Source organism: Nocardia lasii, assembly GCF_042658545.1.
Lineage (GTDB): Bacteria > Actinomycetota > Actinomycetes > Mycobacteriales > Mycobacteriaceae > Nocardia > Nocardia lasii.
This window is the reverse complement of record NZ_JBHSQN010000002.1, coordinates 309695-335573: the sequence shown is the minus strand read 5'-3', so window position 1 is coordinate 335573 and position 25879 is coordinate 309695. Positions and strand designations below refer to the sequence as shown.

22 protein-coding genes and 1 pseudogene are annotated in these 25879 nt (G+C 69.0%); 12 read left to right on the top strand and 11 right to left on the bottom strand.

From position 1 onward, the window contains the following. Positions 1 to 16: 16 nt before the first annotated feature. The 3 genes from gyrB to ACFP3H_RS05310 form a co-directional block, all read right to left on the bottom strand. Positions 17 to 1951: a DNA topoisomerase (ATP-hydrolyzing) subunit B gene (gene gyrB / locus ACFP3H_RS05320; protein ID WP_378600413.1), complete on the bottom strand. Its 1935-nt coding sequence runs from the start codon at positions 1949 to 1951 to the stop codon at positions 17 to 19. Next, positions 1948 to 2907, bottom strand: coding sequence for a formylglycine-generating enzyme family protein (locus ACFP3H_RS05315; protein ID WP_378600411.1), 960 nt, complete (start codon positions 2905 to 2907; stop codon positions 1948 to 1950). Before ACFP3H_RS05315 ends, gyrB begins: the two co-directional genes overlap by 4 nt. Before the next feature lie 133 nt (positions 2908 to 3040). Continuing rightward, positions 3041 to 3343 carry a hypothetical protein gene (locus ACFP3H_RS05310; protein WP_378600408.1) on the bottom strand — a complete coding sequence of 101 codons (303 nt, stop codon included), beginning with the start codon at positions 3341 to 3343 and terminating at the stop codon, positions 3041 to 3043. A 207-nt stretch (positions 3344 to 3550) separates the two neighbouring features. Between ACFP3H_RS05310 and ACFP3H_RS05305 the strand changes: the two genes are divergently transcribed. Further along, entirely contained in the window at positions 3551 to 3859 is a 309-nt protein-coding gene (locus tag ACFP3H_RS05305) for a hypothetical protein (protein WP_378600406.1), read from the top strand. Positions 3860 to 3883: 24 nt separating this feature from the next. Here the strand turns inward: ACFP3H_RS05305 and ACFP3H_RS05300 are convergent, their stop codons facing one another. From ACFP3H_RS05300 to ACFP3H_RS05285, 4 genes are read right to left on the bottom strand one after another with little or no spacing between them, the layout of a single operon-like run. Further along, positions 3884 to 5371, bottom strand: coding sequence for a carboxylesterase/lipase family protein (locus ACFP3H_RS05300; protein ID WP_378600403.1), 1488 nt, complete (start codon positions 5369 to 5371; stop codon positions 3884 to 3886). Then, on the bottom strand, positions 5368 to 6453 hold the full coding sequence (locus tag ACFP3H_RS05295; RefSeq protein ID WP_378601590.1) for an acyl-CoA dehydrogenase family protein: 1086 nt from the start codon (positions 6451 to 6453) through the stop codon (positions 5368 to 5370). The genes ACFP3H_RS05300 and ACFP3H_RS05295 overlap by 4 nt, the downstream gene beginning before the upstream one ends. 8 nt (positions 6454 to 6461) lie before the next feature. After that, positions 6462 to 7604 carry an acyl-CoA dehydrogenase family protein gene (locus ACFP3H_RS05290; RefSeq protein WP_378600401.1) on the bottom strand — a complete coding sequence of 381 codons (1143 nt, stop codon included), beginning with the start codon at positions 7602 to 7604 and terminating at the stop codon, positions 6462 to 6464. Between the two features lie 22 nt (positions 7605 to 7626). Continuing rightward, positions 7627 to 8676, bottom strand: coding sequence for a phosphotransferase family protein (locus ACFP3H_RS05285; RefSeq protein ID WP_378600398.1), 1050 nt, complete (start codon positions 8674 to 8676; stop codon positions 7627 to 7629). A 165-nt stretch (positions 8677 to 8841) separates the two neighbouring features. Between ACFP3H_RS05285 and ACFP3H_RS05280 the strand changes: the two genes are divergently transcribed. From ACFP3H_RS05280 to ACFP3H_RS05270, 3 genes are all read left to right on the top strand, one after another. Further along, a complete protein-coding gene (locus tag ACFP3H_RS05280) occupies positions 8842 to 9828 on the top strand; it encodes a lipase family alpha/beta hydrolase (RefSeq protein ID WP_378600396.1) in 987 nt (328 codons plus the stop codon). A gap of 24 nt (positions 9829 to 9852) precedes the next feature. Then, positions 9853 to 11148: a QsdR family transcriptional regulator gene (locus ACFP3H_RS05275; protein WP_378600393.1), complete on the top strand. Its 1296-nt coding sequence runs from the start codon at positions 9853 to 9855 to the stop codon at positions 11146 to 11148. Between the two features lie 71 nt (positions 11149 to 11219). Beyond that, positions 11220 to 12638, top strand: a complete 1419-nt coding sequence (locus tag ACFP3H_RS05270; protein WP_378600391.1) for a WGR domain-containing protein — start codon at positions 11220 to 11222, stop codon at positions 12636 to 12638. An 82-nt stretch (positions 12639 to 12720) separates the two neighbouring features. Here ACFP3H_RS05270 and ACFP3H_RS05265 read toward each other — a convergent pair. Further along, a pseudogene (locus ACFP3H_RS05265) lies at positions 12721 to 12885 on the bottom strand (phosphopyruvate hydratase); the annotation flags it as partial. A gap of 222 nt (positions 12886 to 13107) precedes the next feature. Here ACFP3H_RS05265 and ACFP3H_RS05260 point away from each other — a divergent pair. From ACFP3H_RS05260 to ACFP3H_RS05235, 6 genes are all read left to right on the top strand, one after another. Then, positions 13108 to 13437, top strand: coding sequence for an ArsR/SmtB family transcription factor (locus ACFP3H_RS05260; RefSeq protein WP_378600389.1), 330 nt, complete (start codon positions 13108 to 13110; stop codon positions 13435 to 13437). Beyond that, a complete protein-coding gene (locus ACFP3H_RS05255; protein ID WP_378600386.1) occupies positions 13437 to 14135 on the top strand; it encodes a cation efflux transmembrane domain-containing protein in 699 nt (232 codons plus the stop codon). Before ACFP3H_RS05260 ends, ACFP3H_RS05255 begins: the two co-directional genes overlap by 1 nt. 265 nt (positions 14136 to 14400) lie before the next feature. Continuing rightward, entirely contained in the window at positions 14401 to 15633 is a 1233-nt protein-coding gene (locus ACFP3H_RS05250) for a MoeA family protein (protein WP_378600383.1), read from the top strand. Further along, positions 15630 to 19802 (top strand): molybdopterin-dependent oxidoreductase, encoded by a 4173-nt coding sequence (locus ACFP3H_RS05245; RefSeq protein ID WP_378600381.1) that lies wholly within the window; start codon positions 15630 to 15632, stop codon positions 19800 to 19802. Before ACFP3H_RS05250 ends, ACFP3H_RS05245 begins: the two co-directional genes overlap by 4 nt. Positions 19803 to 19994: 192 nt before the next feature. Beyond that, positions 19995 to 20765 (top strand): molybdate ABC transporter substrate-binding protein, encoded by a 771-nt coding sequence (modA, locus tag ACFP3H_RS05240; RefSeq protein ID WP_378600378.1) that lies wholly within the window; start codon positions 19995 to 19997, stop codon positions 20763 to 20765. A gap of 105 nt (positions 20766 to 20870) precedes the next feature. After that, the gene (locus ACFP3H_RS05235) at positions 20871 to 21041 is read left to right on the top strand and encodes a hypothetical protein (protein ID WP_378600376.1); all 171 of its coding nucleotides are present in this window, start codon (positions 20871 to 20873) and stop codon (positions 21039 to 21041) included. A gap of 4 nt (positions 21042 to 21045) precedes the next feature. Here the strand turns inward: ACFP3H_RS05235 and ACFP3H_RS05230 are convergent, their stop codons facing one another. After that, positions 21046 to 22263 carry a GAF domain-containing protein gene (locus ACFP3H_RS05230; protein WP_378600373.1) on the bottom strand — a complete coding sequence of 406 codons (1218 nt, stop codon included), beginning with the start codon at positions 22261 to 22263 and terminating at the stop codon, positions 21046 to 21048. A 145-nt stretch (positions 22264 to 22408) separates the two neighbouring features. On the opposite strand from ACFP3H_RS05230, the gene ACFP3H_RS05225 reads away from it, so the two are divergent. Then, the gene (locus ACFP3H_RS05225) at positions 22409 to 22558 is read left to right on the top strand and encodes a hypothetical protein (RefSeq protein ID WP_378600371.1); all 150 of its coding nucleotides are present in this window, start codon (positions 22409 to 22411) and stop codon (positions 22556 to 22558) included. A gap of 4 nt (positions 22559 to 22562) precedes the next feature. Here the strand turns inward: ACFP3H_RS05225 and ACFP3H_RS05220 are convergent, their stop codons facing one another. Beyond that, positions 22563 to 23480 carry an LLM class F420-dependent oxidoreductase gene (locus tag ACFP3H_RS05220; RefSeq protein WP_378600368.1) on the bottom strand — a complete coding sequence of 306 codons (918 nt, stop codon included), beginning with the start codon at positions 23478 to 23480 and terminating at the stop codon, positions 22563 to 22565. Positions 23481 to 23749: 269 nt separating this feature from the next. On the opposite strand from ACFP3H_RS05220, the gene ACFP3H_RS05215 reads away from it, so the two are divergent. Beyond that, the gene (locus tag ACFP3H_RS05215) at positions 23750 to 24883 is read left to right on the top strand and encodes a polysaccharide deacetylase family protein (protein WP_378600366.1); all 1134 of its coding nucleotides are present in this window, start codon (positions 23750 to 23752) and stop codon (positions 24881 to 24883) included. 270 nt (positions 24884 to 25153) lie between these two features. Here the strand turns inward: ACFP3H_RS05215 and ACFP3H_RS05210 are convergent, their stop codons facing one another. Beyond that, the gene (locus tag ACFP3H_RS05210) at positions 25154 to 25864 is read right to left on the bottom strand and encodes a cutinase family protein (protein WP_378600363.1); all 711 of its coding nucleotides are present in this window, start codon (positions 25862 to 25864) and stop codon (positions 25154 to 25156) included. Positions 25865 to 25879 lie beyond the last annotated feature (15 nt).

The following is a 25879-nucleotide window of genomic DNA, read 5'->3' as shown; positions in this document are numbered from 1 at the left end:
CCATCGGGGGTCGGGGTCAGATATCGAGGAATCGGCTGTCGCCGGCATTGCGGGTGATGAAGCCGCGGCGCGCGTCGACGTCCTCGCCCATGAGGATCGTGAAGATCTCCTCGGCGAGGGCGGCGTCGACGATGGTGAGTTGGCGCAGCAGTCGGGTCGCGGGGTCCATGGTGGTTTCCCACAGTTCCTGCGGATTCATCTCGCCGAGCCCTTTGTAACGCTGGATTCCCTGGGTCGGGTCTATTCGCCGGCCCGCCTGATCGCCCGCGGCGAGCAGCCGATCGCGCTGGGCGTCGGAATAGGCGTAATCGGGTGCGCCGCGCTGCCATTTGAGCTTGTAGAGCGGCGGTTGGGCCAGGTAGACGTGGCCGAGTTCGACGAGCGGGCGCATATACCGGAACAGCAGGGTCAACAGCAGGGTCGAAATGTGTTTGCCGTCGACATCGGCGTCGGCCATCAGCACGATCTTGTGATAGCGGAGTGTGGTGATGTCGAACTCGTCGCGAATTCCGGTGCCGAGCGCGGTGATGATCGATTGGACCTCGTTGTTCTTGAGTACCAGGTCGATCCGGGATTTCTCGACATTGATGATCTTGCCCCGGATCGGCAGAATCGCCTGATACATCGAATCGCGACCGGACTTGGCGCTGCCGCCGGCCGAATCGCCCTCGACGATGAAGATCTCCGCGCGCGCCGCGTCGGTGGTGCGGCAATCGGCGAGTTTGCCCGGTGACCCGCCGATACCGCCCGCGGTTTTGCGGCGCACCAGTTCCCTGGCCTTGCGCGCGGCCGCACGGGCCTGGGCGGTGGAGGCTACTTTGCTGATGATCAGTTTCGCCTCGGCCGGATTGGCGTCGAACCACTCGGTGATCTTCTCGTGGCACACCTTCTGCACGAACGAACGGATCTCGCTGTTGCCCAGTCGGGTCTTGGTCTGGCCTTCGAATTGGGGATCGGCGACCTTGACCGAGACCACCGCCGCCAAACCCTCGCGCGCGTCGTCGCCGGTGAGGTTGGCCTCGGAAGCCTTGAGCAGCTGCATCTTTCGGGCGTAGCGGTTCACGACGGTGGTCAGCGCGGCACGGAAGCCTTCCTCGTGTACGCCGCCCTCGGAGGTATTGATGGTGTTGGCGAAGGTGCGGACCGATTCGGTGAAACCGGTATTCCACTGGAGGGCGACTTCGACCTCGTAGCCGGTGCCTCGACCGGCGAATCCGATGACGCTCGGGTGCAGCGGTTGTTTCGAGCGGTTGAGGTATTCGGTGAATTCGCGCAGGCCGCCGGGATAGTGGTAGCGGCGGTGCGCGTCCTCGCCCTCGCGGTGCTCGTCGGTGAGCGTCATTTCCAGGCCGCTGTTGAGGAAGGCCATTTCGCGCAGCCGGCGGGCGACGGTGTCGAAGTCGTAGTCGGTGGTCTCGAATACGTCGGGGTCGGCCCAATAGCGCACGGTGGTTCCCGTGGAGGTGGTCGGCAGACCTCGGGTCAGGGTTTGCGGCACCGAGGCGAGGTAGCTCTGGGACCAGCGGTAGCCGTCGCGGTCGATCTCGGCTTCCAACCGGGTCGACAGCGCGTTGACCACCGAGACCCCGACGCCGTGCAGGCCGCCGGACACGGCATAGGCGCCGCCCTCGGCCCCGAACTTTCCGCCGGCGTGCAGCTGGGTCATCACCACGTCGATGGTGGGGTGGCCGGTGGCGTGCATGGCGACCGGGATGCCGCGACCGTCGTCGGTGACCTGGGCGCCGCCGTCGGCGAGCAGGCGCACGTCCACGCGCGTGGCGTACCCGGCCATCGCCTCGTCGACGCCGTTGTCGATGACCTCCCAGAGCATGTGGTGCAGGCCGCGCGCGCTGGTGGAGCCGATGTACATGCCCGGCCGTTTGCGCACGACATCGAGTCCCTCGAGGACCTTGATCGCGGCGGCGCCGTAGGTGTTGACGGTCGCGGTCATGCGGCGTCCTCGATTCGCACGACGCAGCGGAAACCGATGTGGCAGGTGGAGGCGTCCTCGGTGTGGCCCTGTCGGGCGGCCGGTCGGTAGCGGTCGCAGTAGTTCGGTGAGCACAGGTGCGAGCCGCCCTTGACGGTCCGGCGCGGGTACACCTCGCCGCTGTCGGTCACGGCCGCTTCCTGCACGGGGTTGCGCGGGATGCAGCAGTTGCTCGCCGGGGCCACGTTCTTGCCGCTGTCGGCGTGGCTGGGGGTGTGGTGATCGCGCGTCCACTCCCACACATTGCCCGCCATGTCGTAGAGCCCGAACCCGTTCGGCGCGAACTTGCCGACCGGGGACGTGCCGGCGTAGCCGTCCAATTCGAGGTTTTGCCACGGGAATTCGCCCTGCCACACATTGCCGCCGGGCCGTCCGCGCGGTTCGCGTTCGCCGCCCCAGACGTAGGTGGCGCGATCGAGACCGCCGCGTGCGGCGAGTTCCCACTCGGCCTCGGTCGGGATCGCCTTGCCCGCCCACTGCGCGTACGCGCACGCGTCGAAGTACGACACGTGGGTCACCGGGTGGCGGTTGCGTTCACCGATATTGCTGCCGGGGCCCTCGGGGTGGCGCCAGTTCGCGCCGGGGACGTAGGACCACCAGCGGCGGTAGTCGGTCAGTGGCACCGGGCCCGGCGGGGGAGTGAAGACCATGGAACCGGCGACGAGCAGGTCGGGATCGGCGCCGGGGAAGTCGGCGGGGTCGGGATCGCGCTCCGCGGTGGTGACGTAGCCGGTGTCGGCGACGAAGCGACGGAACTGGGCGACCGAGACCGGATGGGTGTCCATCCAGAACCCGTCGACCGAGACCTGGTGTGCCGGGCGCTCTTCCGGATAGTGATCATCGGATCCCATCCAGTATTTCCCGCCGGGAATCCACACCATGGCTTTGCGTGCTGTCGGGGCAGTGGTGAGCAACATGGCTGCCAGGCTGCCCGGATTCGGCTACGACCGCGTTACCCCTCGTGTTACGCCACTACCTCCGCGATGAACACGGCGCTGAGACGAGCAGAAACCGCGAAACTCGGGCCGTTACGCCACCGGCGCGCGGTGGTCAGTGCCCGCGCTGGTCGGTGAGGCCGAGTCCTTCCTTGGCTTTGACCCGCCGATGTTCGAGCAGCAGCCACCCGGCGCCCGCGCCGAGCAGGACCACCGTGGAGATCCCGGCGATGACGGCCCAGCCGCCGAATCCGTAGCCGACGGCGGTCAGGAACAGTCCCAGCGCGATGATCCCCAGTGCGCAGAGCACGATGCCGGGGAAGTTGTAGCCGTCCTCGAGGCCCTCGCCCGCGTGACTGCGGGTGGTTCGGGCATGGTCGGGGAATTCCCCCTCGTTCTGGTCCGGTTCTCGCTGCACGGCGCTGACTCCCTTCCTCGAGGTGGGTGTCGCTGGGCAATACCCCCTGTTCGGGTTCTCAATCAGCCGAGGCCGAGGTCGGGTGTCGACGCCGTGAAAGCGCAAGTACCGCTGCGGGATTCAGTCGATCCGGCCCCTATCATGCAGGACGGAACACCGTGTGAGGTCCATCGAGGGCCGCTGCGTCGACGAAGAGGGAGCACCACCATGACTACCTACACCGGCCAGTGGACCGACGTGTTCGGCATGACCATCGACGACTGGCTGTGCACCGGCACGGTGAGCGACATCCCGGCCGATCTGAGCTGGGGCCGGGTGCGCAGGCAGGTGGTGGTGGAGGTGAACGATCGGCTGCCCGGCGGCTGGGGCGCCGTCGTCGAGGAGTCGGGCGCGATCACCAGCACCTCGCCCGAGATCTTCGAACCGGGTCGCCTGGCGAAGGTCGCGTCCGAGGTGCGGGTCGCGACCATCGACAGTGCGGTGTGGATGTCGCAGGTCGGGGTTCGGGCGAGCTGACCTGTGACACCCACGGCGCGAGCGTCACACTCGGCGGGTCGCGCGTTCGTCGGGGCGCGGATCGGTGACCAGCTCCGAACGGGGTTCGGCGAAGGTCATGACCTGCTTGTTGTCGATGTAGCGGGGCCAGCCGGGGTCGCCGGTGGTGGCGAAACCGACCCAGGCCGTGTGCATGTCGTCGGCGATCCGCTGCGGCGGGTTCGGGCCCGTGAGGTCGGCCGCCGCGGCCAGGGTGTCGAAGACGAAGGGCACCTCGAGCGCGTGGATCGCGCCGAGGCCCGGTCGTCGCCAGCCGAACTCGTAGAGAAAGGCAGGGGTGTCGAACGCGGCCTGGGTTTCGACGAGTTGTCGTGTCGGCCCGCGGAATACGGCGTCGGTGAGGATCGCGGCCAGGAGGTCACCGGCCCCCGCTTCGGGGCGGTTGGCGGCATAGGGGGTGATCTCCGCGGCGCCGATGCCGAAGCGGGCCAGCGCGTAGGGAAGGGTGTCGACGGTGATCGCGTCGGCGAGCCCGGTCGGCACGGTGAACAGCCGGAACTCCTCGGTGGTGCAGCCCGCGAGCAGTGCGATGCCACGGGCCGACCCCGCCGCGATCGCCTCGCTCGGCACCGCGGGCAGGACCTCGCCGTCCACGACCGGAAAGAAGCTCATCCCCGCGCCCGCGCCCACCACGGAGGCGCCCCAGCGCGCGGGGTTCGGGTCGCGGGCGAAATCCGCGCGCACGGCTTCCTGTGCGCTGAGCAACGCCGCCGGGGATACCGCCGAGAAGGCTTCGGCGGTGGCCGGGATCCCCAGCGCCGTGGCGAGTTCACCGCCGAGCAGGCGAGCGTCCTCGACGGTCGCCGCCACCCCGGGATCGCCGCTCTGGGTGATCGCGCGCACGAACAGCCCCGATGCCAGGGGCGAACTCAGCAGCGCGGCGATACTCATCGCCCCCGCCGACTCGCCGAAGACGGTGACCGTGTCGGGATCGCCGCCGAACGCGCGCGCATTGTCGCGCACCCAGGTCAGGGCGAGGATCTGATCGAGCAGCCCGCGATTGTCGGGCGCGCCGTCGAGCACCGCGAACCCCGCCGCGCCGAGCCGGTAATTGATCGACACCAGCACCACGCCGTCGCGGGCGAAGGCCGTGCCGTCGTAGGCGGGCACGGCGTTGGAGCCGTGCGCGAAGGCGCCGCCGTGGATCCACACCATGACCGGCAGGCCGCGACCGCCGGGCTCTGGCGTCCACACGTTCACATTCAGCGACTCCGCTCCCGCCACGAGATGGGTGCCGAGGAGCTGCTCGATGCCGGGCGAATACGGACCCTGCAGGCAGGTGGGGCCCGGTGTGGTCGCGTCGCGGATTCCCGACCAGCCGACCACCGGTGCCGGTGCGCGGAACCGCGCGCGGCCCACCGGGGACGCGGCGTAGGGGACGCCGAGGAAGGCGCTGACACCGTCGACGGTCCGACCCCGGATCTTGCCGCCGGTGACCGCCACGACCGGTGCGGCCGTGACCGCGGGCCTCACAGGTCGACCATGTCGTAGTCGCTGACCCGGTCCATCAGGTAGCGCAGGTGATCGTCGGAGGTGCCGAGGGTCTGCTCGATGGCGGTGAGGCGGGCGAAACACCGGGAGATCGCGTGTTCGGTGGTCATCCCGATCCCGCCGTGCAGCTGGACCGCCTCCTGGCCGACGAACCGCGCCGACCGCCCGACCCGCAGTTTCGCGCGGGAGGCCACCGTCTGGTCGATCAGGCCGTCGGCCAGCGCCGTCGAGGCGTACACGGACATGCCGCGAGCCAACGTGAGCGCGATGTACATGTCGGCCGCGCGATGGGTGAGGGCCTGAAAGGAACGCAGCGGCACCCCGAATTGTTCTCGGGTGCACAGATATTCGGCGGTGATCCGCAGGGCCTCGGTCATCACGCCGACCGCCTCGGCGCACAGGGCGGCCTGGGCGGCGACCTGGGCCGCTTCGATCGCGTCCTCGGTCCGGCGCGACGCGAGCGGTTCGGCCGCGGCCTGTTCGAAGACGACATCGGCCACCCGACCGCCGTCGTGGGTCGCGCTGCCGCGCCGGGTCACGCCCGGATCGGCGGGGTCGACGAGGAACAGACCGACACCGTCGGGTCCGGTCGCGCTCACGATCAGCAGATCCGCTTCCGCACCCCACAGCACGGGCGACTTGTGCCCGCTCACCCGCCACGAATTGCGCTGGTGCACTGCCGATGTCGACGGTGTGCGCAGCGGCCACCGCGAGTGCGACTCCTCGTGCGCGAACGCCATCCGCAGGGTGCCGGCCGCGACCCGGGGCAGCAGGTCGCGACGCTGGGTGGGACTGCCCGCGTCGACCAGCAGACCGCCGGGCAGGGCGGCGCAGTCGAGCACCGGCAGTCGGGTGGTGGCCGCACCGAGTTCGGACATGACGATCATCGCCTCGATCGGTCCGGCCCCCTGGCCGCCGTCGGATTCGGGAAAGGTCAGGCCGAGCAGGCCGAGGTCGGCGAAGGTCATCCAGAGCTCGTCCGGTGTGGCCGGCGTCGGGTCGGCGAGGACGTCCTCGACCATGGTGCGCAACATCGTGTGTTCGGCGGTGGGTTCGAAGTTCATGGTGGAGCTCACAATCCGAGGATCGTCGAGGCGATGATGCCGCGTTGCACCTCGGTCGATCCCCCGTAGATGGATGTCTTGCGGCAGTTGAGATAGGCGGCGGTGCTGCGCCCGGCCCATCGGTCGATGTCGGAGTGCAGCGCGCCGGGGCCCGCGGCCTCCATGAGCAGTTCGGTGGTGGCCTGTTGGAGTTCGCTGCCACGCAGTTTCAGCACCGACGAGGTGGAGGTCTTCCCGGAGGCGGCGCCGAGCTGGACCAGTTCCAGTGCGAGCGTGTCGTTTTCGAGTTCGGCCAGGCGCGCGGCGAACAGCGGGTCGTCGAGCAGGGTGCCCTCGCCCACGCGGCGGTGGCGGGCGCGCGCTTTGATCGTGGACAGCGCGACCTTGGTGCGCCCGACGGCGGCCATTCCGGTGCGTTCGTTGCCGAGCAGGAATTTCGCGTAGGTCCAGCCGTGATTCTCCTGTCCCACCAGGTGTTCGACGGGGACCCGGACCTCGTCGAGGAAGACCTCGTTGACCTCGCGGCTGCCGCCGACGAGCTCGATCGAGCGCACGGTGACCCCGGGAGCGTCCATCGGGATCAGCAGCAGCGAGATGCCCGCCTGCTTGCGCGCCGCGCCGGGGTCGGTGCGCACCAGACAGAACATCCAGTCCGCGTGCTGGGCCGCGCTGGTCCAGATCTTCTGCCCGGTGACGACGTATTCGGCCCCGTCGCGGGTCGCGGTGGTGCGCAGGGCGGCCAGGTCCGAGCCGGCCTCGGGCTCGGAGAACCCTTGGCACCACCAGATATCGAGGTTCGCGGTCGGCGGCAGGTACCGGCGCTGCTGCTCCTCGGTGCCGAAGCGGGCGATGACCGGGCCGATCATGTCGACATTGAAGGTCAGCGGTTCGGGCACCGAGGCGAGCGCCATCTCGTCGTGCCACAGATGCCGTTGCACCGGGGTCCAGTCCCGGCCGCCCCAGCGCGTCGGCCAGTTCGGCACGGCGAGGTGGTGGGCGTTGAGGATGCGCTGGGTGGTGACGAGGTCTTCGGGCGTGAGCGCGCGGCCCTCGCGCACGCGGTCGCGGATCTCGGGGGGAATCTCGCTGCGGTAGAGGGATCGCAGGTGATTGCGGAAGGCCAGCTCGTCGCCGGTCAGTGCCAGATTCATGGTCGTTGTTCGCTTTCGGCGGTCACAGGCCGGTCGTGGTGGCTACCACGTCGGCGAGGTGGACGAGGTGATCTATCTGTTCGGTGCTCGGCGCCCCGGCGTGGGTGGCGTTGTCCGGGTTGTCGAGGGTGCGGCGGCGCACGCCCTCGGCGATGATCGCCAGCTTCCACAGCCCCAGCGCGTGCCAGAAGGACAGGGCCGCGGGGTCGCGGTCGGTGTGGCTGAGGTATTCGTCGACGATCTCCTGCCTGCTCGGAAAGCCGGGCAGCATGGTCATCTCGAACCCGGCGATGGCCGGTTCGCCCGGTTCCGGCCAGTAGGCGAGCAGGCTGCCGAGATCGGCCAAGGGGTCACCGAGGGTGCACAGTTCCCAGTCCAGGACCGCGGTGATCGAGCCGTCGGCGCGCGCGGTGATGAGGTTGCGCAGGTGGAAGTCGCCGTGCACGAGGGTCGATTCGCGCTGGTCGGGAACCGCCGCGCGCAGCCGTTCGGTGAGCTGGTCGACCTGGGGCAGATCGCGGGTCTTGGACTGCTCCCACTGCCGCGACCAGCGGCGCAGTTGCCGGGCGGCGTAGGGGTGCGGGCCTGCCAGGTCGGTCAGGCCGACGGCGGTCAGGTCGACGGCGTGGATCCGGGCCAGCGCGCGCGCCGCCGCGAGTCCGGTGGCTCGGCGCTGGTGCGGGGTGAGGGTTCGCGCGATGGTGACGTTCTCGATGACCTGTCCCTCGATGTATTCGAGCAGGACCAGCGGCACCGTGTCTTGGGCACCGACCCCGAGCACTCGCGGCACCGGCACGTCGGTGTCGTGCAGGGCGTCGACCACCCGCGCCTCGCGCACGACATCGTGGGCCGAGGCGAGCAACTCGCCCAGCGGTGGTCGCCGCAGCACCCAGCGCCGACCCGTCTCGTCGCTGATCAGGAAGGTCAGGTTGGAATTGCCCGCTCCGATACGGGTGATCTCGATCGGGCCGGTGCACCGCAGGCCCAGCGAGAGCAACCAGCACCGCAGGTGCGCACGGTCGATGGCGAGTTCGGCGGCGCTGCCGGGGGCGGGCGCGGATTCCGGGTACACGTCAGGTGACTCCTCGAATGGAACGAATATGTCTAGACGTTCCATCAGTTCGCGGGTTGTGTCAACATCCGGCCGCAAACTGGCGAGAGTTCTTCGATTTATGCTTTATCGCTAGTAAAGCGGTGGTAGAAGTTGTGGCAGAACAACGATGTCCTAGGAGTCCACATGCCCTCTTCCGCCCCACGCACCGCCGCCCGCCGCCTCGGCGCGGGGAAACGCCTGGTCCTGGCCGCGACACTGGTCGGTCTGGCCGCCGCGCTCACGCCGGGCGCCGCGCACGCCGCACCGCGGTTGCCGGTCCCGTACGGTCTGCTTCCCGCCGTCGACAACTACTTCGACCGGGAGTCCTCCCCGCCCGGGGCCAACGACTGGAACTGCCGGCCGAGCGCGGAGCATCCGGAACCGGTGGTGCTGGTGCACGGCAGTACCGCCACGATGGCGGGCAACTGGCAGACCATGTCGCCGCTGTTGGCCAACAACGGCTACTGCGTGTTCGCGCTGAACTACGGCATCGACCCGGCCGCACCGGCGCCGCTGAACCTGATCCCCGGCACGAAATCGATGCGGGAATCCTCGATCAACGAGCTCGCGCCGTTCGTGGACCGGGTGCTCGCCGCCACCGGCGCGCAGAAGGTGAACCTGGTCGGCCACTCCGAAGGCACCATCATGCCGCGCTGGTACATCAAGTACGGCGGCGGCGTGGACAAGGTCGCCAAGTCGGTGAACCTGACCCCGCTCAACAACGGCACCCGCGCTCTCGGCCAAGCCCTCTACGCGCAGGCCCTCGCCGCGCTCGGCGTGTGGGACGACGCCCAACTCCGGGCCGAGGCAATCGGATTCGGGGCCAGCCTGCAGATGACGGCGGGCTCGGACTACCTCGCGCAAGTGAATTCCGGTGACGCCTACCCGGCCGCGATCGACTACACCTTCATCATGACCCGCTGGGATCAGGTGGTCGTTCCGCACACCAGCGGCATGGGGCCGATCGCGCCGAACGTCACCAATATCGTGCTCCAGGACCAGTGCCCGTTCACCCTGGTCGACCACGCGGGCGTGGGCGGGGACGCTGTGGCCGCCCAACACATCCTCAACGCGCTCGACCCGGCGAACAGGGTGCCGGTGGACTGCTTCGGGCGCCCCCGCAACGGCTGAGCGGCGCGGGTAGTCTCCTGCATCATGACCAGGTCCGATCCGGAACCGGCCGAGGTGCGGCCGCGCCGCCGTTCCACCGCGGTGCGGCCCTCCGACGACACACTGCTCGACGGCGTCCTCTCGGTGTTCGCGGCCCGCGGCTTCGACGACGTCACCATGGACGACTTGGCCGCCGCGGCCGAGACCTCCAAGCCGACGCTGTACGCGCACTTCGGATCCAAGGACCAGCTCTTCGACGCCTGTGCGCGGCGGGAGGCGGCGCGGCTGCTCGAATGGATGCGGGAAAGCTACCGGCGCGCACAGGGTTTCGCCCTCGACCGGCATATCGCGACGACCACGCGCGCCCTGTTCGACTTCGCCGCCACCCACGCCGAGGGCTTCCACGTGCTGTTCGGGGCGCCGACGGCGGGGCGCGCGCACGCGGTGCGGACCGCGACGATCCAGTCGGTGACCGACACCGTCGCCGAACTGATCCGGCACGAATACGGTGCGGGCGGCCTCGAATGGGGCGCCAGTGCCGACTATTGCGCGGCGGCGATCGTGGATATCGGGGTGCGGGGGGTGCAGCAGGCGCTGGTCCAGCGCCTCGATGTCACCGCGGCCGCGGATCTGACGGTGTCGATGATCGTCGCGGCGATGCGGCACCTCGATCCGGCGGCGGTGCGTGCGGTGGATGTGGCACCGAGTGCCCCCCGGGTTGTCGTGCGCGGCGACACGTCGGATTCGGTCGTGGCCGAGGACCGGGTGGTCGAACCCGGGCCTCGAAACGAGGTGCTGGAGAACGCGATTCGCACCTTCCAGCGGGGGGAGCGGGTCGAGCTCCACGCGGTGGCCGCCGAACTCGGCATCAGTCGCACCACCATCTACCGCCGCTTCGGGACCAGGGAGGAACTGCTCGGGCTCACCCTCGCCCGCCAGTTCGAGCAGGTGATCGCCGCGATCGACAGTCGGTGCACCAGCCGTGGCGCGCACCGGATTTCGGAGGTGTTCGACCGGGCGCTGCGCCGATTGTCGGCCGATCCCGCGTTGCGCACCTACCTACGCAACGAGTCGCCGGCCGCGCTGCGCCTGGTCACCCAGGCCGACGGGCCGGTCCATCGCGGCAGCGTCGCCCTGGTCGAGAACCTCATCCGGCGCGCGCAGGAACGGGACGGCTACGTGCCCCCGGTCGACCGATCGACCCTGGCCTACGCCCTGGTTCGGCTCGGCGAGAGTTTCCTCTACAGCAACGCCGTCACCGACATCGACGGCGATATCGACCACCTGCTCCGGGTGCAGACGACCCTGCTCGGCGTCGCCGGACCCGTGGGCGGCTCGTGAGGCGATGCGCGGATGTCGGTGCCCCTTGCTAGTTTTCGCGGGATCGATCTCCACGAACTGAGCGAGGACCCATGACCGCCGAAACCACCTATCTCGAACTGTCCGACGACACGGGCTCCTCGCACAAGTTCTACGAGGTGATCGTCGCCGGAACCGAGGTGAGTATCCGGTACGGGCGCATCGGCGAGCAGGGGCAGTCCAAGGCGAGTTCGTTCGCCAGCGCGGACAAGGCGCGTTCGGCCGCGCAGAAGAAGATCGGCGAGAAGGTGCGCAAGGGGTACGCGCCCGCGGTGATGGGGGCGCGGGAGCGGCGCGGGGTCACCCGGCGCAGCATCACCAGCCAGCGCTCCACCGCCAAGTCCGCGCCGGTGCTGTGGCGGTTCGATTCCGGCGCCGCGGCGTTCGGGATCTTCGTCGACGGGCAGCGCTGCTGGGTCGGCAACGAACACGGTGAGGTCTACACCCTGAGTCCGGCCGGTGTGGTGACCAACCGCTTCAAACTGCCCGACGCCGTCAAATGCATTGTCGCCGACGACTTCTGGATCTACGCGGGCTGCGACGACGGCCGCGTCTACGACCTGTCGGGCAAGGTGCCGCGCGCGGCCTACAACGTCTCGGCCACCGATGTCTACTGGCTCGACATCCACGACGGCATCCTCGCCGCCTCCGACGCCGACGGCGGGCTGACCGTCATCGACCACGAGGAGGAATCGCTGTGGTCCGCGCGCAGCAAGGGCGACTCGGGCTGGATGGTGCGCGTGGACCCGACCGGGGTCTACCACGGCCACAGCCGCGGCGTCACCAACTACCACCTCGAAACCGGCCGCACCGCATGGCATTCGGCCACCCGGGGCGCGGTGCTGTTCGGGTGGCAGGAGTCCGACACCGTCTACGCGGGCACCTCGCACAATCAGGTCGAGGAGATCACCAAGCAGGGCGAGATCACCCGCACCTACCAGTGCGACGCCGCCGTGTTCTCCTGCGCGGCCTCGCCCGACGGCCGCTACGTCTTCGCCGGTGACTCGCACTCCTCGGTCTACTGCTTCGACGCCTCCGGTACCCGCCTGTGGAAGCTGGCCACCGGCTGCGGGTCGGCGTACTCGATGCAGTACTACGACGAGAAGCTCTACCTGGTCACCACCTCCGGCGCCCTGGCCTGCCTCGACGTGAGCGAATCCGCCATCCGCGAAGCCGACCAGGGCGTGCTGCCCACCACCCGCTCGGTGAAGGCCCCGGAATTCTCCGCCGTCGCCCCCAGCACCACCCTCGAGGTCACCACCGACGTGGGCACCGGCGTGATCGTCGAATGCTTCCAGCGGGGCGACAGTTTGCGCGTGCACGTGGTGTCGCCGGGGTACGACCCGCACTGGAATGTCCAGTTCCCGCGCGATATTCGCCATGCCGGGGCGCGGTATGTGGTCGACGCGGTGTCCGAGTCCGCGCGCGGCGGGTTCTATCGCGTGCGCGGCGATATCCGTCGGCTCGGGTAGGGATTCTCGTCGGTGGACCTGGTGCGCACAGGTCCACCGACGGGGCCGATCCGGTGCGGCGTTGCGGCAGCGGGTTGGTGCAGAACACGTCGTCGCCGACCAGCTGGCAGCGCCGGCCGACCGCCGTGGTGAGCTCGCGCCACCCGTGGTGATCGTCTTGGGCCAGTGGGTCTTCCATCGACACGATCGGAGAGGCATCGAGCAGGTCGACCGGGTAGGCGATGTGCTGCTCGGCCGAGCGGACGGCGTTGTCGCCGCGATAGTGGTAGGCGCCGTCGACGGAGAACTCGCCGACCGTACCCTCGTCGAAGTCCCATCCCCACCCTCCCTCTGGAACGCAACCTGCACGCCTGTCGGCGCCGCCACCACCGCTTCAGTACCCCGGCACGGCACCTCCTCGAGATCGCCGCGACCCACGGTCTTTGATTCAGTATTTTCTGAATACAGAATTATCTGTACAGTCAGTGCTATGCCGATTGCCCTGCACATCGACGCGCTGGCTCGCTTCGGGCACGCCCTGTCCGACACCACCCGCGCTCGCGTCCTGCTCGAATTGCGTGACGGGCCCGCCTATCCGGCGGATCTCGCCGAGTCGATCGGGGTCTCGCGGCAGATCGTGTCCAATCATCTGGCTTGTCTGCGTGGGTGTGGGCTGGTGGTTGCCGTTGCCGAAGGGCGGCGGGCTCGGTACGAGTTGGCCGACGCGCGGATCTCGGCGGCGCTGGGTGATCTGCTCGGGTTGGTGCTCGCGGTCGACCCGGCCTGCTGTTCGGTCGCGGATGCCGAGGGGTGCTGTTGATGGCCTCGCTCGGTGTTCCCGTGCCGAGGGTGGCTGCGCGTAAAGCGTTGCTGGTCAGGCGGATTCGGTGGTTTGTCGCCGCGACGATCACCTACAACGTGGTCGAGGCGATCATCGCGCTCACCGAGGGTGCGCGGGTGTCCTCGACCGCGCTGATCGGGTTCGGGCTGGATTCGGTGATCGAGGTGTCCTCCGCCGCCGCCGTCGCGTGGCAGTTCGCCGGGCGCGACCCGGCACAGCGGGAGAAGGTCGCGCTGCGGGTCATCGCGTTCTCCTTCTTCGCGCTGGCCGCCTACGTCACCGTCGATTCGCTCCGCGCCCTGTTCGGTTTCGGCGAAGCCGCGCACTCCACGGTCGGCATCGCCTTGGCCGCGGTCAGCCTGCTGATCATGCCGGTGCTCTCGGCCGCCCAGCGTCGCGCGGGCCGCGAACTCGGATCCGCTTCCGCGATAGCCGATTCCCAGCAAACCCTGCTGTGCACCTACCTCTCCGCGGTCGTGCTGATCGGATTGCTGCTCAACACCCTGTTCGGCTGGTCCTGGGCGGACCCGATCGCGGCACTGATCATCGCGGTGATCGCGATCAAGGAAGGCCGCAACGCCTGGAAGGGCGAAACCTGCTGTCCCGCAATGCCGAACAAGCCGACCACCGTCGATGCCTGTGACGACGGCTGCTGCACCACCCGAAAAGAACTCTGATACGCCGAATCCCCGTCGTCCGACCGGCTACAGCGCTGGAGGTGTAGTGCGCGGCTCGAGCGGGTTCGGGGCGGTGAAGGTGATCTGAGTCTCTCGTCAGGGTGGCTCACTCGCTGCGTGCCGGTCGATTCCCCTGGTGACCTCGCGGTTGATGCGGGGCGCCGGTGGAAGCGCACAAGGGTGCGTAGATGCGGGTGAGAAGTCGGTGATAAGTGGGCAACTGCGGGGATATTGGTCGGCAATATCCGATAATGAGGATTGCCTCATGGTCGGAGTCGATGGGTTGGAGCAGGTCGCGGCGGGGCCGGTGGGTGAGACGATCGCCGTGGAACCGGCGCCCGAGTGTGTGCTGGGCGTCGCGGTGGCCGATCTCGCCACGGTCGTCCGTCGGGGACTGCGACCTGTGGCGCCGACCGTGCGTCCCCTGTGCGAGGCGGTGGGTGCGACTCTGGCGCGGCCGATCCAGGCCCACACCGCCGAACCGGCCGTCGACGTGGCCGGGCGCGACGGGTACGTCGTGAGTGGGCCCGGCCCGTACTGGGTGGTTCGCGCGGGCCGGGTGGGCGCGAAGACCGCGGCGCTGGCGGTGGGTGAGGCCGCGCGGATCACGGCGGGCACCCCGACTCCGCTGTGCACCAGCGCGGTGATTCGTGACGCGCACGTGGAATTCGCGCGGGTGCTCGGTCAGGCGGTGCTGATGCGCGCCTCGGCCGCGCCCAAGACCGACGACACCCGGGTTCGGGGCGCGCAGTGGCACGCGGGCATGGTGTTGGCTCCGGCGGGGGTTCGGGTCGGACCGGCGGTGGTCTCGGTCGGGTCGAGCGCGCGGGTCGGGCAGGCTTCAGTGCGTGGTCCGCTGGCGGCCGATGTGCTCGTGACCGACGGCAGGCTCGGGCGCGGGGTACGGCGCGGGGCGAGCTGGGAACCCGATGTGGTCGCCCCGGTGGTCTCGGACTTCTTGCGCGCGTGCGATTTCCGCTCGGGCAAGGTCTGGCAGATGAACGACGGCGAGCTGCTGCGCTCGTGGTTCACGCTGGCGCCGCAGGCCCAGGTCGTCGTGGTCATCGGCGCGCTCGAGGAGGTCCGATTCCTGCTGGCCGAACTCGGCGCCACCCTCGTCGTCGACGGTGTCAGGATGCGTCCCGGCGGCGAACAGCTGCTGGCGCGGCTGCCCGACGGCCGGACCATGCTGGCGGTGTCGGCGGACCCGTTCGAGGCGATCGCCGCGCTCATGGTGACCGGCCGGTGCGTGCTCGAGGCGCTGACCGCCCGCGATCCGGCCGCCCCGATCCTCGGCCGCCTGGTCGACCGCGCCTCGGCCACCGAGGACCTGACCGAGGTCGTGCCGGTCGGACAGGTCGGTGGTGGGGTGTGGCGGGCCACCGGCCCGGTCGGCGTCCCGCATCTGGCACACCTGGTCGAGGCCCAGGCGCTCGCCCTGCTCGAGCCGGGCGGCACCCGTGGCGCGCTCGCCGAACTGATCCCGCTGCCGCGATGAGCGGGCCGATCCGCACGGTGTGCTCCTACTGCGGCGTGGGATGCGGCATCGCCCTCGAGGTCGAGACCGGCCCCGACGGCACCCAGCGTGTCCGCAAAGCACCGGGCGACAAACACCATCCGGCCAACGGCGGACGCCTGTGCACCAAGGGCGGCAGCCACCTCGATCTGCTGAAGGTCGACGGTCGACTCGACACCGCGCTGGTGCGTGCCGAGCGTGGGGCCGAGCCGGTCGCGCAACCGGTGGACGCCGTCATCGCCGACACCGCGCAACGACTCCGGCAGGTGATCGACACGCACGGCCCCGACGCGGTGGCGCTGTATGTCTCGGGACAGATGACGGTGGAGGCGCAGTACCTGGCCAACAAGCTGGCCAAAGGCTTCATCGGCACCAACCAGATCGAATCGAACTCGCGGCTGTGCATGGCGAGCGCCGGGAGCGGCTACAAGCTGTCGTTGGGCTCGGACGGGCCGCCCGGTTCCTACGAGGACTTCGATCACGCCGACGTGTTCTTCGTGATCGGCGCCAATATGGCCGACTGCCACCCGATCCTGTTCCTGCGCATGATGGATCGGGTCAAGGCGGGCGCGAAACTGATCGTGGTGGACCCGCGCCGCACCGCGACCGCCGACAAGGCCGACCTGTTCCTCCAGGTCACCCCCGGCAGTGATCTGGCCCTGCTCAACGGCCTGCTGCACCTGCTCGTCGAGGGCGGTCACCTCGACGCGGAGTTCATCGCCGAGTTCACCGAGGGCTGGGACGGCATGCCCGAGTTCCTCGCCGACTACACCCCGGCCACCGTCGCCGCGCTCACCGGAATCGCGGTCGAGGACCTGCGCCGTGCCGCCGAGCTGATCGGTACGGCGGGGGAGTGGATGAGTTGCTGGACAATGGGTTTGAACCAGTCCACCCACGGCACCTGGAACTCCAACGCCCTGATCAACCTGCACCTGGCCACCGGCGCGATCTGCCGACCCGGCAGCGGCCCGTTCTCACTCACCGGCCAACCCAACGCCATGGGCGGGCGCGAAATGGGGTACATGGGGCCGGGTCTGCCGGGGCAGCGCTCGGTGCTGGTCGAGGCCGACCGCGCGTTCATCGAGAACCTGTGGCAGATCCCCGCCGGCACGCTGCGCACCGATGTCGGCAGCGGCACCATCGACATGTTCGCGCGCATGGCGGCGGGCGAGATCAAGGCCTGCTGGATCATCTGCACCAATCCCGTTGCGACCGTGGCGAATCGCAAGACCGTGCTGGCCGGGTTGGAAGCGGCGGAGCTGGTGATCACCCAGGACGTCTTCGCCGAGACCGAGACCAACGCCTACGCCGACGTGATCCTGCCCGCGACGCTGTGGATCGAGGGCGACGGGGTGATGATCAACTCCGAACGCAACCTCACCCTGGTCCCGAAGACCATTCCGGCGCCCGGCGAGGCCATCCCGGACTGGCAGATCATCGCCCGAATCGCCTGCGCCATGGGCTATTCCGAGAGTTTCACCTACGGCAGCGCCGAGGAGATCTTCGAGGAGATCAAACAGGCCTGGAATCCGCGCACCGGGTACGACCTGCGCGGGGCCACCTACGACCGGCTGCGCGAGGGGTCGGTGCAGTGGCCGGTCGCCCCGGATGGTCCGCGCCGCAACCCCATTCGCTACCGCAACGACGGAATCAGCCAGGAGTTGCGCACCCGCGAGGACGGCACGACGCCACGACTGTGGTTCCCGACCGCGTCGGGACGCGCGGTGTTCTTCGCCCGGCCCAACCTGGAACCGGCCGAACTGCCCGACGACGACTACCCGTTCGTGCTGAACACCGGTCGCGTGCAACATCAATGGCACACCCTGACCAAGACCGGCAAGATCGCCAAACTCAACAAGCTCAATCCCGGACCGTTCGTCGAGATCCACCCCGACAACGCCGCCCGACTCGAGGTCTCGGCCGGCGACTGGGTCGAGGTCGCCTCGCGGCGTGGTCGCGCGGTGCTGCCCGCGATCGTCACCGACCGCGTCCGGGTGGGGGACGTGTTCGCGCCGTTCCACTGGAACGACCTGTTCGGCGAGTACCGGGCGGTCAACGCCGTGACCAACGACGCCATCGACCCGATCTCCCAGCAGCCCGAATTCAAGGTCTGCGCGGTGCGATTGGCGAAAGTGCCCGCGCCGATCGTCATCGAACCGAGTACCGAGGCTCCCGTCGAGGCCGGGTCGGTGTCGTCCACCGACGAGGCGGCACCCGCCGTCGGGTCGAGCCCGCCCGTCGGCTCGGTAGCCGATGCCGCCGCCGTGCTCGGCCTCGGCGAGCTCGCCGCACCGGCACTGTCGGACGCCGATCGCGCCTACCTCGCCGGATTCCTGTCGGGCATCGACCGTCTCGAGGCCGCCGTCGTGCCGGTCCTGCCCACGAGCCCGCCCCTGCCGCCGCAGGCTGCGGCCTGGGTGAACGGGATGCTGGCGGGCGTGTTCGGGCCGCATCAGCGCGTGACCCGACCGGTCGAGTCCGCGCCCGAACCCGCCGCCGCCGAGCCGGCGCCCACCGCGCGTCCGCTGGTGGTGCTGTGGGCGTCGCAGACCGGCAATGCCGAGGACTTCGTCGCCGCGACCGTGCTCCCGGCGCTGGCCGGAACCGGACGAGCCCCGACGCCGCACGGCATGGACGAGATCGCGGTGGGTGACCTGCCGCGCGAGTGCGACCTGGTGGTCGTGTCGAGCACCTTCGGCGACGGCGACGCCCCCGACAACGGCGCCGCGTTCTGGACCTCGCTGGTCGAGGCCGAATCCGGGGCGCTGGCCGGTTCCCGATTCGCGGTGCTCGCGTTCGGCGACTCGAACTACGACGCGTTCTGCGGTCACGGCAAACGCCTGGACGAGCGGCTCGCCGAACTGGGCGCCGCCCGGATCCTGGACCGGGTCGACTGCGAACCGGACTTCGAGGAGACCGCCGGGGCCTGGCTCGCACGGCTACTGACCGAGTTGGGCCAACCCGCGACCGCTGCCGCCGCCCCGGTGGCGCCGCGTGGCGAGCAGGCGCGCCGACCGGGTTCGACCAGGACCGAGCTCCGCGTCGATGCCCCGACCGGACGCCTGGTGGGCAACCGGTTGCTGAGTCTGCCCGGCGCGCAGAAGGAAGTCCGCCAGTTCACCTACGACCTGTCCGGCTCGGACCTGCGCTACGACGTCGGTGACGCGCTCGGCGTGCGTCCGGCCAACGACCTGGGCCTGGTGTGGGAGTTTCTCGCGGTCACCGGACTGAACCCGAGCGCCGTCGTCGAGGTCCCGAAAGCCGGGTCGATGCCACTGTCGATCGCGCTCGAGGGCCACCTCGATCTCACGCGCACGACCACCGAACTGCTGCGCTTCCTCGCCGAACAGACCGGCGACCGCACCGTCAAATGGTTGCTGCGACCCGACAACAAGGGCGAACTCGCGAAGTGGTTGTGGGGTCGCCAACCGGTCGACATCGCCACCGAATTCGCCGTGTCCGCCGATGCCCAGCAGTGGGTCTCGCTGTTCAAACGCCTACAGCCCCGGCTGTATTCGATCTCCTCGAGCCCGCTGGTCGACTCCGCGATCGTGCGCACGACGGTGTCGGTGATCCGCTACGAGGGCCCGACCGGGCGACCCCGCGGCGGCCTGTGCTCGGCCTACCTCGCCGATGTCGAACTCGAACAACCGCTGGTCCTGCACGTGCAGCCCGCACCGCACTTCCGCCCACCCGACGACCCGGCCACCCCGGCGATCATGGTCGGACCGGGCACCGGGGTCGCGCCCTTCGTCGGGTTCCTCGAACACCGTCGCGCGCGCGGTGACCAGGCCCCGAACTGGTTGTTCTTCGGCGAACAGCACGAGGCCACCGACTTCTACTACCGCGACGAACTGGCCGAACTCGAGTGCCACGGCGTGCTCAGCCGCCTGGACGTGGCGTTCTCCCGCGACCAGCGCGCCAAGATCTACGTGCAGGACCGGATGCGCGAACACGGTGCGCACCTGTGGAATTGGCTGCGCGACGGCGCCCACTTCTACGTCTGCGGTGACGCGGCGCGGATGGCCAAGGACGTCGACGCCGCGCTGCGCGAGATCGTCTCCCACCACGGGGCGATGAGTGAGGAGGAAGCCGACGCCTATGTCAAGAAGCTGGTAGCCGACAAGCGGTATGTCCGCGACGTGTACTGAACCATCGCTCAGATGTCCGCAGGTGCCATAGAATCACCAGTATTCCTCCGCATTATGGGAAGGATCTCACCAGCGGGTCCGTATGTACGGAGATCTGATTGTTACTGGCGGTCGGACTCGATGTGGCGACCCGACCGCACCTCTGTTTTGTCTTCGAACCGCTGAAAGTGGATGACGTTGAACATGATTCGAATGATCCGTGGCATCGCGTTGACCGGCGCGGTGGCACTCGCCGCCGTCGGTTGCGGGGACGACACCGCGACGAAACCCGCCTCGGCGGACGAGATCTCCGGCACGGTCACCGTGTTCGCGGCCGCGTCGCTGACCGGGACGTTCTCCGAGCTGGGCAAGCAGTTCGAGGCCGAGCATCCCGGGGTGAAGGTGGTCTACAACTTCGCGGCCAGTTCGGCCCTGGCCGAGCAGATCAAGCAGGGCGCGCCCGCCGATGTGTTCGCCTCGGCCGCGCCCAAGAACATGCAGCAGGTCGTCGACGCCGGTGACGTGACCGCGAAGCCGGTGATCTTCGTGCGCAACCGACTCGAGATCGCCGTTCCCGCAGGCAATCCCGGCGACATCACCGGGCTGGCCGACTTCGGCAAGTCCGAACCGAAGATCGCGCTGTGCGCCGAGCAGGTGCCCTGCGGCGCGGCGGCGAAGACGGTGTTCGAGGTCGCCGGGGTGACCCCGCAGCCCGATACCCGCGAAGCGGATGTGAAGGCGGTGCTGACGAAGGTGACGCTCGGCGAGGTCGACGCGGCGCTGGTCTACCGCACCGATGTGCAGGCCGCGGGCGACAAGGTCGAGGGGATCGAGTTCCCCGAGGCCGACAAGGCGATCAACGACTACCCGGTCGCGCCGCTGGCGCACGCGCCGAACGCGAAGGCCGCCACGGCGTTCGTCGACTTCATCGGCTCCGACAAGGCCCGCACGGTCTTCACCGACGCCGGCTTCGACGCACCGTAGAACACCTGCTGAGCCGCCGCGAATCCCACCACCGATCCGGCGGCGAAGAACGCCACGCTGCGCCTGGTCGTCCTCGCGACTGGTGCCGACGGGTACCAGGCGACGGTGGCGTGGGGCGAGTTCGATCCCGGGTTCGCCGCGACGCCGGTGCTGGTCGCCTACCGGGAGGACGAGGTCGACCTCGCCGCCCCGCGCCTGGTGGTCCCCGGCGATATCAAGGGTGGCCGCTATGTCAGTGAGCTGACCTCGTTGACCGTCATCGACACCGGGAAGTAAGGCGTCAGCGGTTGACGTAGGCGGCCAGGCCGCCGAGGTCCTCGTTGGCGATGAAGACGGCGCCGACGTTGAGCAGGGCGTGTTCGACGTGGTCGGGACAGCCCCAGGCCGCGTCGCCCCAGGAGTCGGCGACCTTGATCTCGGCGGGGGCGGCGCAGCCTGCCGAACCGCCGAGTTCGCAGTGCTCGGGATGCGGGACAGCGGCCAATGCGGCTGCGGCGCTGCGCATTCGGGCGCTGAGTTCGGCGGCGGCCTCGGCGCGCTGTTCGGCCTCGGCGCGGAGGCGGTGTTCGGCGCGCAGGGCTTGGGCCAGTTCCTCGCGGGCGGCCTCGGCCTGTGCTTCGGCGGTGGCTTTCGCCTGCTCGATGTGGTGACGTTCGATGGCCAACCCGGCGGTGTCGGCGAATACTCGGGCCAGGGCGAGATCGCCGGGCTGGGGCACGCGCGGGCTGCGGTGGTACATGGCGAAGGTGCCGAGGAGGGCGCCGTCGCGGGCCAGGATCGGGGTCGACCAGCAGGCCGCCAGGTCCGCTCGCTCGGCCAGGTCGCGGAAGTCGTCCCAGAACGGGTCGGTGCCGATATCGGTGACGATGACCGGTTCGCGGCGGTGCGCGGCGGTGCCGCACGAGCCGACGCCCTCGCCGGTGGTGATGCCGTCGATCGCCGCGTTGTAGAAGTCGGGCAGGCTCGGTGCGGCGCCGTGGTGTAGGTGCCGGCCGGTGGCGTCGGCGAGGAGGACCGAGACCAGGACCTGTTCGGGTGCGAGATCCTCGATGGCCCTTGCCATTCCGTCGAGCACCTCGGACAGGGGCGCCTGGCGGGCGATCTGTTCGACCAGGGCGCGCTGTTCGGCCATCAGGCGTTGCGCGTGCTTCAGTTGCGCGGTTTCCACGCCGATCAACCGGATCCCGGTCACCGCGCCCGCGCTGTCGCGGATCGGCTCGTAGGTGAAGTCGAAGAACGACCGCGCCGTGCCGACTTGGACCGCGACATCGCGGCCGACGGCGGGCACACCGGTCCGATAAACCTCATCGAGGACGCCGTACGCGCCCCACTCGGGCATCAGCTCGGCGAGCGGAATTCCGGTGCGCACGCCGAACGACTCGAAGAACGCCGAGTTGGCCGCCTCGACCCGGTGCTCGGGACCGCGCAGTTCGACGAACACCGCCGCGGCCTGCCCGAACAGGTCCCGCAGATCCTGCGCGCCCGTCGAATCCCGCACTCGGACACCGGAATCGGTGGGGTTGCGGCCTGTGGTCGTCACTGGGGGGCGCCTCTCGTCGGTGGACTGTGGATCGATCGCCTGCCTCGACGCGACACCATCGTTGTGAAACGCTACCGGTACCGGCGCGAACGAAAGGCACCCCATGAGAATTGCCGCCCTGCTGGTCGGGCTCGCCGTGCTCGGTGTGCTCCTGGCGATCGACAACTGGCACCCGGCGCGCGCCGCGCTGTACGCCCTGGGATGGCTGCTCGCCGCAGTCGTCCTGGTGCGTTTCGCCCGCCGGGTGAGCTGACCGCTCAGAGCTGCGATTGCACCTGCGTGGCGATGAGCTCCAGCTGATCGAGGTCGGTGAGGTCGAGGATCTGCAAATAGATTCTGCTCGAGCCGATCTCGCGGTAGCGGGCGATCTTGTCGAGCACCTCGGCGGGTGAACCGGCCAGGCCGTTCTCCTTGAGTTCATCGACCTCGCGCCCGATCGCGGCGGCCCGACGCGCCACCTCGGCGTCGGTGCGGCCGACACAGGCGACCAGGGCGTTGGAGTACACGAGGTCGTCGGTGCGCCCGGCCGCGCGGACCGCCGCGCGCACCCGGTCGAATTGGGCGGCGCTGTCGGCGACCGAGGCGAAGGGCATGTTGAACTCGGTGGCGTAGCGGGCTGCCAGGCGCGGGGTGCGGACCTTGCCGTTGCCGCCGATGATCACCGGCACGGGACTCTGGACCGGCTTGGGCAGGGCGGGGGAGTCGGTGAGCTGATAGTGGGCGCCGTCGAAGGTGAACTTCGCGCCGGGCGCGGTCTCCCACAGGCCGGTGACGATGGCCAACTGCTCCTCGAGCAGGCCGAAGCGGTTGTCCGGGAACGGGATTCCGTAGGCCGCGTGTTCCGCGGCGAACCAGCCGCTGCCAAGGCCGAGCTCGACCCGACCGCCCGACATCTGATCCACCTGCGCCACCTGGATGGCCAGCGGTCCCGGCAGTCGGAACGTCGCGGCGGTGACCAGAGTGCCCAGCCGGATCCGGGAGGTTTCCCTGGCCAACCCGGCCAGGGTGATCCAGGCGTCGGTCGGTCCCGGCAGGCCCGAGGCGTCGCCCATCGCGAGGTAGTGATCCGAGCGGAAGAACGCGTCGAACTCGAGCTCCTCGGCGGCACGCGCCACCGCCAAGAGGGTGTCGTAGTCGGCGCCCTGCTGAGGTTCGGTGAAGATGCGAAGGTCCATGCGCACCATCGTGCCCGATGCGGTCGGCGTGCGGGCGGGTGCGGTGGGTCGTCAATTCCGCGCACGCTGATCGGAATTGGGTGATGTGTCGATCACCGATGTTCTGTTCGCGTCGAATTCGGAAGCGAAACTAGAGGAATTCGGTCGAATGTCACGATCGAGTAATGGGGGTGCGTCGTCGACGAGCGGTGGGGGAGTGGTCGCCTATTTTGCGTTGAAGCGTGGGACCACACAGGATTCGGGGTCGATGTCGAATGCGGGATTGTCGGTTGCGGTTCGCTGCTCTGATCGCGGCGATGGCGGTGGTGGTGGTCGGGTGTGCGCGCAGTAGTGCCGACTCGGCACCGGCTGACGCGCCATTGGTCGACGAGGCGTCGTTCACGCCGGTGCGCAAACCCTCGAATGTGCCGATGGTGAAGTTGGCGCACGGGGAACGGCCGCCGCAATTCGTGCTGTTCTCCTTCGACGGGGTTGGCCTGTCGCCGAATTGGGATCTGTTCCTCGAGACCGCCGAGCGTGTCGACGCGCGGTTCACGGCGTTGATGACCGGGCTGTATTTCCTCACCGACGCCAATCGGCACCTGTATCAGGGGCCCGGTCATCAGGCGGGGGAGGCCGCGATCGCTTTCGGCGGACAGGCCGAGGATGTGCGCAACCAGGTCGACTACCTGAATCGGACCTGGCTGGCCGGGCACGAGATGGGCACCCACTACGTGGGGCATTTCTGCCACGGCGGCGGGTACAACGGGGACCGGTGGAGCACCGCGGACTGGAACCACGAACTCGAGCAGTTCTACGCGTTGATGGCGAATTTGCAGGCGAACAACGGGCTGTTCGATTCCCCGGATCTGCTTTTCGGGCCGGAGGCGGTGCTCGGTGGGCGAACCCAATGCCTGGAAGGGCGACTCGATCAACTGATTCCCGCGTGGAAACAGCATGGTATGACCTGGGATTCGTCCATGCCCGCGGACCGGCCGGGACTCACCTGGCCGATCGATATCGACGGAATCTGGGAATTCCCCATCCCGTACGCCTATTCGCCCGCATTCCAACAGCGCCAGACCGCCCTGGACTACAACTTCTGGTACACCTTCAACAAGGCCACCGAGCAGCCGGAAACCGCACCGCGCCTGCGCGAGATGGTCGCCGAAACCTACACCTACCTCTACGAACGAGCCTTCCACGGAAACCGCGCCCCACTGGTCATCGCCAATCACTTCAACGACTGGAACGGTAATTCCTTCAACCCGGCCACCGCGGACTTCATGTCCGCCGTCTGCGCTGCCCCCGAAACCATCTGCGCCACGCACGCCGACGTGGTCGCCTGGCTCGAACTCCAGGACCCGGCGGTCCTGACCCACTGGCAGCAACTGCCGGCGGCTGCCGCGGCAGCCGAGGACTGAGCTCGGAATGCGCTCGGCGACGGCCCGGCCGTCGTCGAGGTGCGCCGGAGTCGAACTAGACCATCACGGGCTGCTTCAAGTCCTTTGCGCCAATTAGATGCCGTTATCGCGATATGCGTATTGAAGCATGTGAGCGCGAGGACGGTGGTGCTGGACCCGATCGAACGCTACGAATTACCGACGGGCAGGGGAAGGGAACGGCGGCATCGAGCCGCGCGTCCCGTGCGTGAGGCCCGCCGCCGACGGTGGTCCGCGACGGGCGAATCGATGTCAGCCGAGTCGTTCGCGGACGAAGGTGGCTGCCTCGGTGCGGTTTCCGTTGATGAAGTAGGCGAAGTGGCCGTAGCTCAGGGCGTTGGCGAAGCCGGCGGCTGGGTCGCCGCCCTGGCAGACTCGGTCGCCGGTGTTGCAGTAGCTGTGGAGGCGGTCGGTGAAGGGGGCGAGGGCGCCTGGGGCCAGGGCGCCGGTGCCGGAGAGGGCGGGGTCGTAGTTGCCTCGGTTGTAGGGGTCGGCGCCGTTGAACAGGGGGTTGCCGAACAGGGCGATGGCGTCGATGCGGGCGGCGGCTCGGTCGGTGAGGGTGGTGCCGGGGCGCAGGGTGTTGGTGATGACGCGGGCGCCCTGGGAGTAGCCGAGCAGGACCAGTTGCTGGTCGGGGCAGGCGGTGGCGGTCGTCTCGAGCAGGGCGGTGAGGTTCTCGACGCCGCGCACGGAGCTGTCCGGCGCCATCGAGGCGGGGTAGTCGAGTTCGGTGACGGTGGTCGGTCGACCGGATTCTGCGGCGATCTGGGTGGCCAGCGGGGTGAGCAGCAGGCTGCCGACCTGTGGTTCCAGGGTGCCGCGCACGGTCACGACTTTCACTGCCGCGCAGCTGGAAGCCTCAGTGGTGGGTTCGGCGGTCGCGGTCGGAAGGGTGGTCACCGCCAGTGCCGTGGTGGCCGTGGCGGCCGAGCACAGCAGGATTCGAGATAGTCCACGCATGTGCTCACTGTAGGG

Bases quoted from the DNA above. Each gene is read 5' to 3' on its own strand.
- ACFP3H_RS05250 (WP_378600383.1), top strand. From the start codon at position 14,401: ATGGTCGGAGTCGATGGGTTGGAGCAGGTCGCGGCGGGGCCGGTGGGT.
- ACFP3H_RS05225 (WP_378600371.1), top strand. From the start codon at position 22,409: ATGAGAATTGCCGCCCTGCTGGTCGGGCTCGCCGTGCTCGGTGTGCTC.
- ACFP3H_RS05315 (WP_378600411.1), bottom strand. From the start codon at position 2,907: ATGTTGCTCACCACTGCCCCGACAGCACGCAAAGCCATGGTGTGGATT.
- ACFP3H_RS05255 (WP_378600386.1), top strand. From the start codon at position 13,437: ATGGCCTCGCTCGGTGTTCCCGTGCCGAGGGTGGCTGCGCGTAAAGCG.
- ACFP3H_RS05260 (WP_378600389.1), top strand. From the start codon at position 13,108: ATGCCGATTGCCCTGCACATCGACGCGCTGGCTCGCTTCGGGCACGCC.
- gyrB (WP_378600413.1), bottom strand. From the start codon at position 1,951: ATGACCGCGACCGTCAACACCTACGGCGCCGCCGCGATCAAGGTCCTC.
- ACFP3H_RS05220 (WP_378600368.1), bottom strand. From the start codon at position 23,480: ATGGACCTTCGCATCTTCACCGAACCTCAGCAGGGCGCCGACTACGAC.
- ACFP3H_RS05295 (WP_378601590.1), bottom strand. From the start codon at position 6,453: ATGAACTTCGAACCCACCGCCGAACACACGATGTTGCGCACCATGGTC.
- ACFP3H_RS05280 (WP_378600396.1), top strand. From the start codon at position 8,842: ATGCCCTCTTCCGCCCCACGCACCGCCGCCCGCCGCCTCGGCGCGGGG.
- ACFP3H_RS05210 (WP_378600363.1), bottom strand. From the start codon at position 25,864: ATGCGTGGACTATCTCGAATCCTGCTGTGCTCGGCCGCCACGGCCACC.
- modA (WP_378600378.1), top strand. From the start codon at position 19,995: ATGATCCGTGGCATCGCGTTGACCGGCGCGGTGGCACTCGCCGCCGTC.
- ACFP3H_RS05290 (WP_378600401.1), bottom strand. From the start codon at position 7,604: ATGAATCTGGCACTGACCGGCGACGAGCTGGCCTTCCGCAATCACCTG.
- ACFP3H_RS05275 (WP_378600393.1), top strand. From the start codon at position 9,853: ATGACCAGGTCCGATCCGGAACCGGCCGAGGTGCGGCCGCGCCGCCGT.
- ACFP3H_RS05305 (WP_378600406.1), top strand. From the start codon at position 3,551: ATGACTACCTACACCGGCCAGTGGACCGACGTGTTCGGCATGACCATC.
- ACFP3H_RS05270 (WP_378600391.1), top strand. From the start codon at position 11,220: ATGACCGCCGAAACCACCTATCTCGAACTGTCCGACGACACGGGCTCC.
- ACFP3H_RS05245 (WP_378600381.1), top strand. From the start codon at position 15,630: ATGAGCGGGCCGATCCGCACGGTGTGCTCCTACTGCGGCGTGGGATGC.